Genomic DNA, 15689 nt, shown 5'->3' on the forward strand with positions numbered 1-15689 from the left:
GTCACGCGAGACCGGCAAATCAGCTCACTGACCGTGAAGGTCCGATCGTCACCCAGTACCGCGTGACGGAAGACACGGATACGGGCAATGCATGCGGCAGTACGCCGAGAATGGCATCGATGTCGGCCAGCGGATACGTGCCGGAGACGCGAAGCGACGCCACCGCCGGATCGCACCGCAGATAGCCACGCCGGTAACGCGACAGTTCGGCAAGGAAGGTGTCGAGTCGCATGTCGACGGTGACGAGCATGCCGTCGGCCCACGCGCCGTCGCCCTCGGCCAGTGGCAGCGCCGCCTCGACGCCGCGTGCGCTGAACGACGCCTGTTCTCCCGCGCGGACGATCCGCACGCTCGCCCTGTCATCTGAGGGTGCGCCTTGCGGCACCACGCGCACGGCACCTTCGAAAACTTGCACGCAAGCGTCGCGGCCGCCATCGATCCGACGCGCGACGAAACGTGTTCCCAGCGGTTCAAGCGTGCCGTGCGTCGTGGCGACGATCAACGCACGGGGCGGCACGTGCGCCGCGTCCTTGCCGGTCGTCACCATGATTTCGCCTTCGACGAGACCGATGCGTCGCACGTCGCCGTCCATCGACAAGCGGACGGCGCTGCGGGTATTGAGGACGAGCGTTGTGCCGTCGGCCAGACGCAGCGTGCGACGCTCGCCCGGCCCGGTGCGTGCATCGGCGCGCAGCCATTGCACCGCCATCGGATCATTGGCGACCCACACGCCGGTGCCGACAAACAGCGCGCCGACGATGGCCTTCACCGCCATGCGGCGTCCGCGCGAGCGGGGCGCGCGCAGCGCCGCCTGCGCAACGGCCGCCCCCAACGTGCCCGACACGTGACGCATACGCCGGTCGGCGTTCTCGATGTGAAGCCACGCTCGCTCATGCTCCGGATTCACCGCCCGCCAGCGCGCGCATGCGGCGCGCAGCGTCTCGGTGGCGTCGCCGCTTTGCAGCGTCACCCACCACTCGACGGCTTGCCGGGCAATCGCCGCGTCGAAAGTCGCAGACCGGGTCATGCCATCCCCATCGCGAAGAAGCACTGCGTGCCCGCACGCACGAGGTGACGTTTCACCGTCGCCAGTGAAATGCCGAGTTCGGCGGCGATTTCGGGATGCGTGAGGCCGTCCAGTTGCGCCAGCAGGAAGGCACGTTTGACGAGCGGTGGCAGACCGTCGAGACAGCGGTCGATTTCGAGCAGCGTCTCCAGCACGATGGCGCGCGCTTCGGGAGACGGGGCAAGCGCTTCGGGTTGTTGCGCCAGGGCGTCGAGATAGGCGCGCTCGATCTGCTCGCGTCGCCAGTAGTTATAGAGGACGCGCTGCGCGACGGTCGTGAGGAACGCGCGCGGCGACGCCAGCAAGCGGGGCGGATCGCGCTCCAGCAGACGGACGAAAGTGTCATGCGCAAGATCGGCCGCGCGATGCGAGCAGCCGGTCTTGCGATGCAGCCAGCCGTGAAGCCAGCCGTGATGGTCGTTGTAGAGTCCCTGCAGCGTATTGAGCGTACCCAGCGAAGTGTCGCGCTGCAGCGTGTCGTCGGCGGGCATACGCCCCTCCTGTCCCCGGGCCAGGTGAGGCCGCGAGGCTCAGGCACCGTTTTTCAAATGAGAATCGTTCGCAGTATAGCAAACAAGTTTCAGGGGCATGGGACGGACGATGCGCCATCGTGGCTACGCGTGGCGCGTATGCGACAGCGGCATCCGGCAACGTGATGGACAGGTGGCAGACGCAGGGGCGCCTGCACATCCGTCAGTGCATTCAGTAATAGGCGTCCTCAAGCAACATGTCTTCGAAGAACGCACCGAAACGCTGTTGCGGATCGCGCAGGTGAATCTCCAGAATCCATCGCATGGCGGACGGCGTTGTCTCGAAGTCCGCCAGCGAGCCGGTGTGGATCGCAGCGTGCGGGAAGTCCGAGACACGGTGGCCGGGCAGCTCGAAGTTCAGCGTCCAGCCCATGCGGCGTGCGACGTCGTCGGCGTAGGCATAGAGCGCCTGTCCGGTCGACCCTTCGCGCTGCCACTTCTGACGAACGTCGTGAAACAGCGTCTCGGCGTCGCGGGCGCAGCGCTCAAATTCGTCATGCTTGCCGACGACGAAGCTCGCGCCGCCGTCACCTTCCCACGCTTCGAAGCGCGGCGCGATGTCGATGAAGAAGAGATCGTTCTCGCCGAGCACGACACCCGGTGCGGACGGCTGGCGCATCGGCTTGAGCGTGTTTTTGCCGAAGCGAACACGTGTCGGGTGCCAGCTCAGTTCGAGACCGGCGGACACCAGCACGCCCTTGGCCATGACGACGGCATCTTCCTCGACCATGCCGGGACGCACGTTCGCCGCAATATCGCGAATCGCAGCACGAGTCTTGTTGCGGGCGGCGAGCATGCCGTCGACGGAGAACGCGGGGCCGACACGCTCGGCCAGCGAGGCTTCGTCGGGATAACGCACGGCGGGGGAAGTCACTTGATTCGACATCGAATACCTCTGGGTGAATGGGTGAATGCGGTGGATCGGGGGGACGGGCGACAGGGGATGTCGTCGCTCAGAGGATTGTCGAATCGCCGCCGCACCTCGCCGGGCAACGCGAGCGGGTCGATCGGGCCAACCAGCGGCATCTTCGCGCCAGCGTGAGCTATTGTCGAATCTGGTGTACGGGGTGCTTTGGGAAATATGAGAAGGCGGTGGCGGTTTAGCTGAGAATGTTGCTTGTCGAAGGCACACCGAGCAAAGCCGGCGCGAGCCGGCCCCGACCACCATGAAGAAGATTACGAAAGAAACGAACGGCAGTAAAGCACAAACGAAGAGCGCGCTCGATGAACTGATCCAGCAAGGCGCGCGGCAGATCATCGAGCAGGCAGTCGAAGCGGAACTGGCGAGCATGCTTGAACAGTACAGCAACGTGAGGTCGATCGACGGTCGGCGTGCCGTGGTGCGCAACGGCTACCTACCAGAGCGCGAAGTCGTCACGGCCATCGGTCCGGTGCCGGTTCGGGTACCGAAGGTGCGTGATCGCTCGGGTTCGGGCATCCGCTTCAATTCGGCGGTCGTGCCGCCGTACGTTCGCAAATCCGCACGCGTGTCGGCCGCACTACCGTGGCTGTACCTGCGAGGCATCTCGACGGGCGACATGAGCGAAGCCATGGGCATCATGCTGGGCGGCCAGGTCAGCGGCCTGTCGCCAAATGTGGTGAGTCGTCTGAAGGCGCAATGGGCCGATGAGCATGCTCAGTGGAATCAGCGTGAGTTGTCGTTGGCGCGCTGGGTGTACTGGTGGGCTGACGGCATTCACACCGGCGTGCGCAGCGACGATTCCGACGGCCAGTGCCTGTTGGTGATCATTGGTGTCAAACCGGACGGAACGAAAGAGCGTGTGGCGATCAGTGACGGGTATCGGGAATCGAAGGCGTCGTGGGCCGAACTGCTGCTCGATCTGAAAAAGCGCGGTCTGCAGTCAGGGCCGCTGCTGGCTTGCGGAGATGGTGCGATGGGATTCTGGGCAGCGATGGAAGAAGTGTTCCCGCAGACCGAGCATCAGCGCTGCTGGTTCCACAAGATGGGCAACGTGCTCAACGCGCTGCCGAAATCGCAGCAGGCCCGCGCCAAAAAGGCGATGCAGGACATTTGGATGGCCGCCACGCGTGCCGAAGCGCTGGTTGCCTTCGATCACTTCGTTGATACCCACTCGGCAAAGTATCCGAAGGTGGTCGAAAAGCTGACGCAAGATCGCGACGAGCTGCTGGCATTTTACGATTTCCCGGCCGAACACTGGCAGCATCTGCGCACGACGAATCCGATTGAATCGACCTTCGCGACGGTGCGTCACCGCACCAAGCGCACGCGCAACTGCGTCTCGCGCGCGACGTTCCTCGGCCTGGCATTCAAGCTGATCGAGTCGGCCGAAGACTCGTGGCGGCGCATCCGCGCCCCCGAAAAGATCGCGACGATGCTTGACGGGATGACGTTCAAGGATGGAGAGCCGGTGACCGACAGCACACCGGCTCAGCAGCCCCTGGCCGCCTAATCTTGCTCACGCCCCGTACACCAGATTTGACTTTAACTCCGCCAGCGTCCGGCCGATCGCTTGTCGATGCGCCGCTTTCTGCCAAAATGGGTCGCGTCACTGCCAGTGTTTCCCGATCCGTTTGCCTGCGTTGCCACCCACCTGACCTGAACCGTCTTCCACCGAATTGCCATGATCCGTAACGTCGCCCTGCTGGTGTTCCCCGGCGTGCAATCGCTCGATGTGAGCGGGCCGCTGGACGTCTTCGCCGAAGCGAATCGCTTCCTGCTGCCCGGCGATCAGTACCAGACGGAGGTCATCGGCACGCAGCACGGGGCCATTGCCTGTTCGAACGGCATGGCGTTGCTGCCTCGGCGTCACTATCAGGACGTCGGCGGACACGTCGATCTGCTGCTGGTGGCGGGCGGTCCGTCGCTACTGACGGACGATCTCGGGCCGAACGTTTATCGCTGGCTGACCGACATGGTCCCGCGTGCACGACGCTACGGCTCGATCTGCAACGGCGCGTTGATCCTCGCGGCGGCGGGCCTGCTCGACGGCAAGCGTGTGACGACGCACTGGAACGATGTCGACGTACTCGCCGAGCGCGCGCCCGGTGCGAGTATCGAAGTCGACCGGCTGTTCATTCAGGATGGGAGTCTCTACACGTCGGCGGGGGTGACGGCAGGGATCGACCTGTCGTTGCATCTGCTGGCGCAGGATCACGGGCAGGAGGTGGCGCTGAACGTGGCGAAGCGTCTGGTCGTCTTCACACAGCGCGCGGGCGGTCAGTCGCAGTTCAGTCCGTATCTGACGCCCTACGCCGAGCCGAATTCACCGGTCGCGCAAGTCCAGCATTACGTGTTGGAGCATCTGGCGGAGCCGTTGTCGGTCGGCGATCTCGCAGCCGTGGCGAAGATGAGCGTGCGTAACTTCTCCCGCGTATTCGCACGCGATGCGGGCGTGACGCCAGCAGACTTCGTGAGCGCCGCCCGCGTCGACGCCGCACGCGTGATGCTGGAGAACGGCAATGCGCCGCTCAAGACCGTGGCATGGGAATGCGGCTTTGGCGACCCGCACAACATGCGCAAGGTCTTCCAGCGCCGCTTCGGTGTGTCGCCCCAGCAATATCGCGAGAATTTCGGTCAGCCGCAGGGCTTGAACGCGACCGTCACCAGTTAACGCGAACCCCCAGTGTCCCGGCGGTCGTCGTCCTGCGATCGTGAACGCTGCCGACCGACCACCGATAACTGGCCTGACCGTAAAAGCTCAGATACTGGTTCACCCGAGCCGTGATACCGCCACCGATCTCCAGCGCCGTGTCACCGATGCGGGTCTCGATGCCGGGCGACGACGGCCCGAAGAATGCGGTGTCGCTCACAGGGAAGACATGCCAGAGATTGACCCGCGCGTAGGGCTGCCACAGACGCCCCCGTTCGTCCTGTTCGGTGTATTGCAGCCGCGCCCCCAGCCTTGCCGTCCACGCCTTACCGGCATTCCAGTCCACATCCGAATATTGATCCCCCGAACGCCGGACCGACACGCCCTGGTAGACAATCTGCGCCTGAGGCTCAATCAGCCAGCGATCGTCCTTTCCGAATCGGAACGGGTAGCCTGATTCGAGCGACGCCGTGTATCCCGTCGCTTTGGTCGACATGCCCGAGCCATACAGGCACGTGGCCTTTGCGTCATACCAACTCGCCTGCACTACAGCGTCGAGGTAGCCGCCGCCCGGAGCGAAATGCGTCCAATACGCGCCAGCCGACGGCCCGTTCAGCACCAGTTTGCCCACCGTCAGGTCTTGCGTGCCCAGCGCGAAGCCGCGCACTGAAGGCGAATCGAAGTCCGAGTAGGCGAAATACACGCCAGCGTGGTCTCGGTGGCCTTCATCCGTCGTCCGCCGAAAAATATCGAGGCCCGTCTGAAAGCCGACCAGATTGCCGGACGCGCTCGAATTCACCGTCCCGTCCCATCGGTTGTTCACTCGCCCCCCGAACACACGGCCCCACACGCCGTTCGCATAGGGTCGCGGTCCCGGCAAACCACGCAAATTCTCCTCCTCGCCAACGCGTTCATGCAGCGTTCCCAGCGTCGCAAGGCCCATCTGCCGGGCGATGGCAGGGATCGGGGAGTAAAGCGCGACTTCGGGGCGGTACAACGCAATGCCAGCATCGACCGGCGTCGCAGGGTCCGCCGGTTTATCGCTGAGATACGACCGCAGGAACCAGTCGTCCGGACTAGTACTGCCGCCACGGAAGAGCTGGTACTCGTAGGCCCCGGCAGCAACGCGTCTGGCCAGCGTAAAAGCGCCGGTCGTGGTGGTGCCGCCATCGCTGACCTGCACGAGACGAATACCATCTGCCACGGTTTGTGCCCCCGGACCGCCGGTGTTGTCGACGACCACGGCTGTTGTGCCACTGGCCTGACCACCCTTGATAACCAGCAGATTGGTCGGCGAGTTGTCGGCACCAAGGTAGGTGTTGAAGCCGATGCGACTCCCGGCGCTGCCGGTGTAGCTGCCCACCGTCAGCGTGCTGTAGCTTCCCGACCGGGGGACGAACTGGATCAGACCCGCATTGGCCACCGTGCCGGTGGCATTCGAGTCTCCAGTGACATTCCAGACACTGCTGGCGTCGATCGCAACCTTCGTTGCGTTCCTCGCCAGACCGGTCCAGAGACTGCCCTGAGTCAGCGTCACGTCAGCCGTGTTGCCCGCGTCGGCCAGCAGATCGCCCGTCCATTGCGATGCGCTCAGGTTGGCATTCGCCGTATTGGCCTGACCCAGCAGTACGAGATTGCCCGTCCAATTGCTGCTAACGAGGTTGTAGGTGAGCGTCGAGGGATCAACGACGATGTCACCGGCGAGCGACGGGATTCGCGCAATGTTCAGCGTCAGATTGCTCGGCGTGCCCGACGCATTTTCAGTCACCTGCGCCAGCAGGCGCCGCCCGTTGACCATGGCCGCAGCGATCGCTGTGCCGTCACTGATCGAAACGATGCCCGTCCCGCCCTCGGCGTACACAATCGCGCCGCTGGTGGCGCTCAAACTGCCGCCCGTGAACGAGATGGCGCTGGGGGTAACACCGGCAAGGTGAATCGCAGCCGATCCGGCGCCGCTCACCGCGACTGTCGTATCGACGGCGGAAAGCGTGCCGCCACCGATCGCCGCGATACCGTGCGCACCGCTGCCAGCGGTCGTTATTGCAGTACGGGTCAGAACGATATCGCTGCCGACGTTCTCTGCAACGGCACCCGGAGCACTCTGCCCACGCGTGGTGATGCTGCCGCCGGTGATCGATGCCCTGGCACCCTGGCTGACCTTGACGCCTATTGCGCCATCACCATTTGCGGTGATCCTGGTCCTGTCGGCCAGCAGTTGACTCCCGGCCCCCGTCACATCCGCGCCGTTGGCCTGCGAGCCGATCGATGTGTCGGGAAACTGGAGGACCGGCGGGCTGCTCCCGGTGGGCCTGTACCCGCTCGTCACCTCGGTCCCGGTCACGGTCACCGTGCCGGCATCGGTCACGGACAACCCCGCGCTGGAAGGCCCCGACGTGCGGACGATCGTGTCGGTCAGCGCGATCGAACTGTCTGCGCCGCTCGCGAGCGCGCCCGGGGAATTGGGTTGGTACGTGAAAATGCCAAAGCCGGAAAAGTTGACCTTCCCTCCGGCGTCGGCCCATACGCCGGGGCTATTCGCGCCATAAGTTGCGGACGTTGCGCCGTTGCTGACCTGGATGTTGCTTCCGCCGCCCCTGGCGAGCATGCCGGGAGCGTTGGCGATGACGGTGACGCCGTAGTAATCGCCGCTCGCAATGGCGCCGCCGACCATGGAAATTCCCCCTCCGCCCGTTGCAGACAATCCGGTGCTGCCGTTACCGAGGATATTCACGAACGTGTTATTCAGCGTGAGGCGACTGCCTGCGCCCGTGGCGACGGCACCCGCTGCGTTATCGCCGAAACTGAAGGTATTCAGATTGTTGAGCGTGATCGCGCCCCCGGCATCGGCAAAGATGGCGGAGGCACCCATCCCGTAGGTCGTCACGTCGGTGCGAGTCAGGGTGATCGCCCCACCACTGGCCGCATAGGCACCATGGGCGTTGTCAGCCACCGTGCTTAGCGCGCTATCCGTGAGCGAAACCCGGCTGCCTGCCCCAACCGCTCCGACGCCGTATGCCCCGGCGTCGTTCGTGTCGACGGCCACGTAACTACCGGCAATCACGCCACCCCCAACAGCATAGAGGCCATGGCCGCCGGTGCCGAAGGTGCTGATCGTGTTGCCGGTTGTCGATGAACCCAAGAGTGTGATCGTCCCGCCGCCGGTCGCAAGCATGCCGTAGCCGCTGCCCGTTGCGCTCAGGTTGACGGAGTTGCCACTGTAGCTCCCGGTGCCGGAGACTTCGACCACAGGCGCTGCGCCGGTGCTCTCGCGTGCAGTCGAGGCGGGATCCGAACAACTGCCGGACGAAATGCTGAGCGTCGCTGGCGCAGGGCTGCATTGTGCGAACGCCCGCGCGGAGGGCACGAGCGCTGCGATAGCGGCGGCCAGAATCGCGTGATGGCGCCCAAGAGGACTCAATAGCACCTTCTTTCGCGAATGACCGTTGCGCGAATCCGACGTGAGATCGGCGGTCGGCGACGTTACTTCATCGGCGTGGGATCCACGGACACTGCTTTCGCGAATAAATCCAATATGCAAGTGCTTCCGGGAAGATAGATTGGCATTTTTTTTGAAAATCTTATGGCGAATCATCAGCGGCGTGCCCCCTGGGAGTAGCACCAAATACCCTCGAATCTGCGTTCGGGATTTATGTGGCACCACTTATCGAATGATTTTCTATCTGCGTAAATTCTGCCACAGAGTAAAGAGCCACTATTTAAAAAATTCTTCCCCCTTTAAATGAAGGCACCCGGCATTCGCACGCTCCACCGTTAAATGCTCTGCCAATATCCCGCAGATCTCCCTTAACCGGGCGCCTTTCTTCAGATGCGTCGGACAGACGCGCGTCGGCGTCCTGGCAATCGTCTCCCCGCCCTAATGGAAAACATTTATTGACCGACCGGCCGGTCGGTTTATAATGCGTTCCATATCCCCACATGCCGCGGAGGCCTCCCTCTATGTATACGCAAGCCATCGATCTGGCCGGCAACAGCCCCAAGGGCGTGCAAGCCCTGAGCGAGGCCGAGCAGACGCAGCAAGCTCGCTTCGACGCACGTGTCGCCGCCGACCAGAAGATCGAGCCGCAGGACTACATGCCTGCCGAGTATCGCAAGACGCTCGTTCGCCAGATCTCGCAGCACGCGCACTCGGAAGTCGTGGGCATGCTGCCGGAAGGCAACTGGATCTCGCGCGCGCCCAGCCTCAAGCGCAAGGCCATCCTGCTCGCCAAGGTGCAGGACGAAGCTGGTCACGGTCTCTATCTCTATTCCGCCGCCGAAACGCTCGGCACCTCGCGCGACCAGATGATCGACGCCCTGCACTCCGGCAAGGCCAAATACTCCAGCATCTTCAATTACCCGCCCCTCACGTGGGCCGACGTCGGCGTGATCGGCTGGCTCGTCGACGGCGCCGCCATCATGAACCAGGTGCCCCTGTGCCGCTGCTCGTACGGTCCGTACGCGCGCGCCATGATCCGAGTCTGTAAGGAAGAGTCGTTCCATCAGCGTCAGGGCTTCGACGCCCTGCTCGCGATGATGAGCGGCACGCAAAGCCAGCGCGACATGGTGCAGGAAGCGGTGAACCGCTGGTGGTGGCCGGTGCTGATGATGTTCGGCCCGAGCGACAAGGAATCCATCCACAGCACCCAGACCATGAAGTGGGGCATCAAGCGCATCTCGAACGACGACCTGCGTCAGAAGTTCGTCGATGCTGCCGTCGAACAGGCCAAAGTGCTCGGCGTGACCTTCCCCGATCCGGATCTGAAGTGGAACGAAGCCCGCAAGGCCCACGATTACGGCGAGATCGACTGGAGCGAATTCTGGCGCGTGGTCGGCGGTGACGGCCCGTGCAACAAGGAACGTGTCGGCACCCGCGTGGCCGCCCACGAGAAAGGCGCCTGGGTGCGCGAGGCCGCCCTCGCCCACGCCGCGAAACAGCGCCAGCGCGCCGAGAAGCAGGCTGCATAAGCAAGCTGCATAAGCGGCTGCAAGAGCGCGCCGCCCTCACAAGACATCAGGAACGATCATGACGCAAGCAAGCAACAAGGAATGGCCCCTCTGGGAAGTGTTCGTGCGCAGCAAGATGGGCCTCGAACACAAACACAGCGGCAGCCTGCACGCCGCCGACGCCGAGATGGCGCTGCGCATGGCGCGCGACGTCTACACGCGCCGTCAGGAAGGCGTGAGCATCTGGGTCGTGCCGTCGGTCGCCATCACGGCCTCGGCGCCGGAAGACAAGGCCGAGCTGTTCGATCCGGCCGCCGACAAGATCTACCGTCACCCGACCTTCTACCAACTGCCGGAAGAAGTGAATCACATGTAAGCGGCTGCGCGCCGACGTGACGAAGCGCACGTCAATGGCGCGCCCCAAGCGAGACCCCAGAACATGAAACCGACGCAGGAACATCTGTCCTATCTGCTGCGCCTCGCCGACAACGCGCTGATCCTCGGTCAGCGCAACGCGGAATGGTGTGGTCACGGCCCCGTGCTGGAAGAAGACATCGCGCTCACCAACCTGAGCCTCGATCTCATCGGACAGGCACGCATGCTGTATCAGCACGCCGCCCAGCTCGAAACCGAACTCACCGGCTTTGCCAAGCAAGAAGACGACTACGCCTTCTGGCGCGACGAATTCGCCTTCCGTAACTGGACACTCGTCGAGCTGCCCCACTACGGCCCGACCGCCGGCACCACGGCCGCCGAGCGCGATTACGCCGTCACCATCGTGCGCAATTTCCTCTACTCGGCGCTGATGGTCGAAGTGTGGCAAGCGCTTGCGCAATCGGCCGACGAAACGCTCGCCGCCATCGCCGCCAAGTCGGTCAAGGAAGCGCACTATCACCTGCACCACGCACGCGACTGGCTCGTGCGCTTCGGCGACGGTACGGAAGAATCGCATCGCCGCGCACAGGCCGCGCTCGACTATCTCGTGCCGTACATGAACGAGATCTTCAAGCGCGACACGCTCGAAGACACGGTGGCCGCCGCCGGTACCGGTGTGACGATGGCCGATCTGAAGGACGCATGGCAAGCCACCGTCAGCGACGCCCTTGCAGAAGCCACGCTCACCGCGCCGGTCGGCGGTGCGTTCGAGAGCACCGGCAAGTTCGGTCATCACTCCGAGCACATGAGCTATCTGCTCGGCGAGATGCAGGGGCTGGCCCGTCAGCATCCCGGCGCCACCTGGTAAGCCACGCGCGCACATCATGCCTACGACGAACCTGTTTGCCCACGCGATGACGAATCTGCCGCTCACCCCTCCCGTTGCGCCCGACGTGCTCACGCCGGCCTCGGAGGCGTCGCTGCCGCTCGCCTGGCAAACCCTCGAAGCGGTACCCGACCCGGAAATTCCTGTCGTGTCGATTCGGGAGCTCGGCATTCTGCGCGATGTGCGCGTCGTGACGAACGGCGAAGGCCGCGCGGCGTTCGAAATCGTGATTACGCCCACGTACTCGGGCTGCCCGGCGATGCAGCAGATCGCCGAGGACATCGCGGCGGCCATGACCCACGCCGGGCTCGGCCCGTGGCACGTCAAGACCGTACTCGCTCCCGCGTGGACGACGGACTGGATCAGCCCGGAAGCCCGCGAAAAACTGCGCGGCTACGGCATTGCGCCGCCCACAGGGGCGCAAGCCGTGTCGGCCGACGCGCCACGCAAGATCACGTTCTACGGCCGTCCGAAAGACGGCGTGCCGTGCCCGCATTGCGGCTCGACGCATACCGAAGTCGTCTCCGCCTTCGGCTCGACCGCCTGCAAGGCACATTACGTTTGCCGCACGTGCCAAGAGCCGTTCGACTACTTCAAGCCCTATTGATTGACCCGATTGAACCCGGGTTTGACCCCGCGTTTGACCTGATTGGGAAGCTTACGATGACGACCCCGCAATTCCATTCGCTGACGATTCGCGAAATCCGGCCCGAGACCGCCGACGCCATCTCCATCGCCTTCACGGTGCCGGACACGCTGCGCGACGCCTATCGCTTCACACAAGGCCAGTTCCTCACGCTCAAGACCGAGATCGACGGTGAAGAAGCCCGTCGCTCCTACTCGATCTGCGTAGGCGTTCCCGAATACGAAGCGACGGGCGAACTGCGCGTGGGCATCAAGCGCGTGCCCGGCGGCAAGTTCTCGAACTTCGCGAACGATCAGCTCAAGCCGGGGCAGCAACTCGACGTCATGACCCCCGACGGCCGTTTCTTCACGCGCCTGTCGGCCAACAACGCCAAGCATTACGTCGGCTTCGCCGGTGGCTCGGGCATCACGCCGATGCTGGCGCTCATCAAGACCACGCTCGCCACGGAGCCGGACAGCCAGTTCACGCTCGTCTACGGCAACCGTTCGGTGCCCGCGATCATGTTCGCGGAAGCGCTCGAAGACCTGAAGAACACGTATCTGGGACGTTTGCGTCTGTATCACGTGCTGTCCGACGAAGCACAGGAAGTCGAGCTGTTCAACGGCCTGCTCAATCAGGACAAGTGCAGCGCGTTCCTGGAGACGCTGATTCCGGCAGCGAGCATCGACGAAGCCTTCATCTGCGGCCCCGGCCCGATGATGGACGCCGCCGAAGCCGCGCTCGCCGCCGCAGGTGTTGCCAAGGAAAAGATCCACGTCGAGCGTTTCGGTGTGCCGTCGCCGCAAGCGGGCGTGAAGCCGGTCGTCATTACCGACGACACGCCGATGGCCGAGCTGGTCGTCGTGATGGATGGCAAGGAGCGTCGGCTGCGTCAGCCGTATGAAGGCCAGAGCATTCTGGATACGGGTCTGGCGGCCGGGCTGTCGCTGCCGTACGCCTGCAAGGGCGGCGTGTGCTGCACCTGCCGCGCCAAGGTGCTCGAAGGCGAGGTCGCCATGGAAAAGAACTACACGTTGGAAGACTACGAAGTCGAACAGGGCTTCGTGCTGACGTGCCAGGCGCGTCCGCTCACGGAGCGCGTCGTGGTCAGCTACGACGAGCGTTGATCGAACGCCTGTTTGCCGCCGCGTGCGAACGCGACGGCAACGCGAGCGAAACGCGCATGAAATCCCGCCAATGCGCCGATTATTCCGGACATTACGGGAGCGTCAACCCGAGGTAGCGGGAATACCGTAAACTACCGGGCATGAATACCATCCATGACGTCTGTGGCGATATCGCCGCGCAGCAATTGCGTGCGGCGATGGCGCAAGCGCAACGCGCCGACCCTGTACTGGTTCTGCGCGACGATCTGGCCATCGGCCCGTTGCGCGAGATCGACGAGAACGAACGCCAGCGTGCCGCTTTCTGGCAGCGCGTCATGCCATCGGCCCGCCGCGACTACGCCGGCGAACTGCGCGAAGAACTGGCGTCGCTGCATCGCCTCGTCGAAGGCGACAACGCGGTGGTGTGCTGGCACGGCGACAGCGCGTCCGATCAGTTGACGCTGCGTCGCGTGGCCTTCATGCTGCGCGGCACGCCCGCCCGCCTGAACGAGATCTTGCTGCGAGGCAGCGACCTGACCGGTGCGGTGAACGGGAGCGACGCGAACCGCCGCACCAGCGTCGGCATGTACGCCCCGGAGGTGCTGGCCGAGCGCTTCGGTCGCATCGCCCCGATTTCGCTGCTGCGCATTGGCCGTCTGTCGCTGGAATGGCGAGCGCTCAAGCAAGTGAATACGCAAGTCCGGCGCTGGGTGCACAACACGTTCGAAGGCGCGACGTTCGCCGAGATCGACGATCAGATTCTGACTCGCGCCCCGGTGGCCTGGACACCGATGGCGGCATTTCTCGGCGAAATGATGCCGCGCGTCGAAGGTTTTTTCGCCACCGACAGTTTTCTTTTGTGGCGCTGCCGCGAACTCGGTGCGGCAGGCCGACTCGCGTTGCGCGGTGACACTACGGCCGCCGCCGCGTGCGATTTACGACTGGAGTAACCCCCGTTTATGGCACGTACCAAAGCGCCCGATCACGAATCGCAGCGCGAACAGATTCTCGACGTCGCCGCCGACGCCTTTGCCCGCGCGAGCTATCCGAGCACGTCGATGTCCGAACTGGCCGCCGCCTGCGGCACATCCAAGGCCCGGCTGTATCACTACTACGCCAGCAAGGACGCCATCCTTTTCGATCTGCTTGAGCGCTACACCAAGCGCCTGATGCTGATCGTCACCGAGGTCGAGGCGCTCGGCCAGCGTCGCGGACTGTCGGAGCGTGACACCTTCCACGAACTGATCCGTGCGTTCCTCGACGAGTACGAGACGTCGCAGACGCGTCACATCGCCTTGCTCAACGACGTCAAGTTCCTGAACGACGAGCAACGCGAGATCGTGCTCAACCGCCAGCGCGACGTGGTCGCCGCGTTTGCACGCCAGCTCACGCGCGCCTTCCCCGACCGGGTCGCAAAGCACAATCAGACCGCGCTGACGATGATGCTGTTCGGCATGATCAACTGGACCTTCACGTGGCTCAAACCGGGCGGCCGCATGCGTTATCGCGACTTCGCCAACGAAGTCATTGCGGTGCTCGAACATGGCCTCGCAGCGCCGTTGCCCGAGGGCATCGAAGCCGCAATCCCGGCCCCGGCGACGCCCGAAAAATCATAATCGGAGTTAGCGGTCGGAGTTAGCGGTCGGAGTTAGCGGTCGGAGTTAGTGATCACTTACAAATAAAGGGCGAATTGTCGCCCTTTTTTGTTGCCTCGCAGCAACTCTTATAGAAGAACCGTCAAATGAGAAATCCAGAAAAGACGCCATTCTTCAGAGACTTAGACACTTCCCTCCAGGGTCGGGACTAAATTCACTGGGGTTTTTACCTAGCCCTTCGGGTATAATTCTTTTGCGTCGCACAATCAGGTGGACGCGCTAAAGATTACCCAAGGATTACGCCATGACTGCCCCGAACCACACGCCCGACGTCGCACGCGCGACGGTTGCCGCCAACGAGCGGTCGAGCGTGCTGATTCGTGAGCTGACGTCCGGCGACATCCACCGACTCCAGCGCCACTTCCTGGCGCTCGGCGAAGAAGACCGCCTGCTGCGCTTCGGTCAGGCCGTCTCAGACGACATCATCACGCGCTACGTCGCCAGCCTCGATTTCTCCCGTGACAGCGTCTTTGGCGTCTATGACGACAATCTCGCGCTCGTCGCCGTGGCTCACGTCGCCCAACTGCCGGACGGCAAGAAGGGCCGTGTCGCGGAGTTCGGCGTCTCGGTGCTCGAATCGGCCCGCGGCCTGGGCATCGGCTCGCGTCTGTTCGAGCGCGCTGCGATCCATTGCCGCAACAAGCGCGTCGATACGTTGTACATGCACTGTCTCTCGCGCAACGCCCGCATGATGCGCATTGCGAAGAAGGCCGGTATGGAGATCAACTTTGCCTACGGCGAGGCAGACGGTTACCTGAGCTTGCCCCCGGCCGACACGCAGTCGATGCTCTCGGAAATGATGCAGGATCAGATCGCCGCGTTCGACTACGCGCTCAAGCGTCAATTGCGCAACGCGCGTCGCCTGGTCGGTGCACTGCTGCCGAATCAGCGGGCCGCCTGAATCCCGGCCCAACGCTTCGGCGTCGCCCA

Annotated in this window: 14 protein-coding genes; 10 read left to right on the plus strand and 4 right to left on the minus strand. The window is 63.7% G+C overall.

The window, feature by feature from the left end; all coding sequences use genetic code 11:
- Nucleotides 1-19: 19 nt before the first annotated feature.
- From MB84_RS23450 to MB84_RS23460, 3 genes are all read right to left on the minus strand, one after another.
- Nucleotides 20-1027 carry a FecR domain-containing protein gene (locus MB84_RS23450; RefSeq protein WP_046290074.1) on the minus strand — a complete coding sequence of 336 codons (1008 nt, stop codon included), beginning with the start codon at nucleotides 1025-1027 and terminating at the stop codon, nucleotides 20-22.
- Entirely contained in the window at nucleotides 1024-1557 is a 534-nt protein-coding gene (locus MB84_RS23455; protein WP_046290075.1) for a sigma-70 family RNA polymerase sigma factor, read from the minus strand. The genes MB84_RS23450 and MB84_RS23455 overlap by 4 nt, the downstream gene beginning before the upstream one ends.
- Nucleotides 1558-1768: 211 nt before the next feature.
- Nucleotides 1769-2482 carry a M24 family metallopeptidase gene (locus MB84_RS23460; RefSeq protein ID WP_046290076.1) on the minus strand — a complete coding sequence of 238 codons (714 nt, stop codon included), beginning with the start codon at nucleotides 2480-2482 and terminating at the stop codon, nucleotides 1769-1771.
- Nucleotides 2483-2762: 280 nt separating this feature from the next.
- On the opposite strand from MB84_RS23460, the gene MB84_RS23465 reads away from it, so the two are divergent.
- Both MB84_RS23465 and MB84_RS23470 read left to right on the plus strand, forming a co-directional pair.
- A complete protein-coding gene (locus tag MB84_RS23465; RefSeq protein WP_046290067.1) occupies nucleotides 2763-4028 on the plus strand; it encodes an IS256 family transposase in 1266 nt (421 codons plus the stop codon).
- A 171-nt stretch (nucleotides 4029-4199) separates the two neighbouring features.
- The gene (locus MB84_RS23470; protein ID WP_046290077.1) at nucleotides 4200-5189 is read left to right on the plus strand and encodes a GlxA family transcriptional regulator; all 990 of its coding nucleotides are present in this window, start codon (nucleotides 4200-4202) and stop codon (nucleotides 5187-5189) included.
- Here MB84_RS23470 and MB84_RS23475 read toward each other — a convergent pair.
- Entirely contained in the window at nucleotides 5179-8415 is a 3237-nt protein-coding gene (locus MB84_RS23475) for an autotransporter outer membrane beta-barrel domain-containing protein (protein ID WP_169835037.1), read from the minus strand. The two genes, MB84_RS23470 and MB84_RS23475, sit on opposite strands and share 11 nt — an antisense overlap.
- A gap of 710 nt (nucleotides 8416-9125) precedes the next feature.
- Here MB84_RS23475 and paaA point away from each other — a divergent pair.
- From paaA to MB84_RS23515, 8 genes are all read left to right on the plus strand, one after another.
- Nucleotides 9126-10133: a 1,2-phenylacetyl-CoA epoxidase subunit PaaA gene (gene paaA / locus MB84_RS23480; RefSeq protein ID WP_046290079.1), complete on the plus strand. Its 1008-nt coding sequence runs from the start codon at nucleotides 9126-9128 to the stop codon at nucleotides 10131-10133.
- Nucleotides 10134-10191: 58 nt separating this feature from the next.
- Nucleotides 10192-10488, plus strand: coding sequence for a 1,2-phenylacetyl-CoA epoxidase subunit PaaB (gene paaB, locus MB84_RS23485; protein ID WP_039393802.1), 297 nt, complete (start codon nucleotides 10192-10194; stop codon nucleotides 10486-10488).
- A gap of 63 nt (nucleotides 10489-10551) precedes the next feature.
- Nucleotides 10552-11355 carry a 1,2-phenylacetyl-CoA epoxidase subunit PaaC gene (gene paaC / locus MB84_RS23490; protein WP_046290080.1) on the plus strand — a complete coding sequence of 268 codons (804 nt, stop codon included), beginning with the start codon at nucleotides 10552-10554 and terminating at the stop codon, nucleotides 11353-11355.
- A gap of 16 nt (nucleotides 11356-11371) precedes the next feature.
- Nucleotides 11372-11980 (plus strand): 1,2-phenylacetyl-CoA epoxidase subunit PaaD, encoded by a 609-nt coding sequence (gene paaD, locus MB84_RS23495; RefSeq protein ID WP_157122827.1) that lies wholly within the window; start codon nucleotides 11372-11374, stop codon nucleotides 11978-11980.
- A gap of 56 nt (nucleotides 11981-12036) precedes the next feature.
- Nucleotides 12037-13125 carry a 1,2-phenylacetyl-CoA epoxidase subunit PaaE gene (paaE, locus tag MB84_RS23500; protein ID WP_046290081.1) on the plus strand — a complete coding sequence of 363 codons (1089 nt, stop codon included), beginning with the start codon at nucleotides 12037-12039 and terminating at the stop codon, nucleotides 13123-13125.
- A 140-nt stretch (nucleotides 13126-13265) separates the two neighbouring features.
- Complete coding sequence (locus MB84_RS23505; RefSeq protein WP_046290082.1) at nucleotides 13266-14054, plus strand: DUF1835 domain-containing protein; 789 nt, start codon at nucleotides 13266-13268, stop codon at nucleotides 14052-14054.
- A gap of 9 nt (nucleotides 14055-14063) precedes the next feature.
- Nucleotides 14064-14720 (plus strand): TetR/AcrR family transcriptional regulator, encoded by a 657-nt coding sequence (locus tag MB84_RS23510; protein ID WP_046290083.1) that lies wholly within the window; start codon nucleotides 14064-14066, stop codon nucleotides 14718-14720.
- Nucleotides 14721-15003: 283 nt separating this feature from the next.
- Complete coding sequence (locus MB84_RS23515) at nucleotides 15004-15660, plus strand: GNAT family N-acetyltransferase (protein WP_046290084.1); 657 nt, start codon at nucleotides 15004-15006, stop codon at nucleotides 15658-15660.
- Nucleotides 15661-15689: the final 29 nt, after the last annotated feature.

Origin of the sequence: Pandoraea oxalativorans (assembly GCF_000972785.3) — a bacterium.
In the GTDB taxonomy this organism is placed as follows: Bacteria; Pseudomonadota; Gammaproteobacteria; order Burkholderiales; family Burkholderiaceae; genus Pandoraea; species Pandoraea oxalativorans.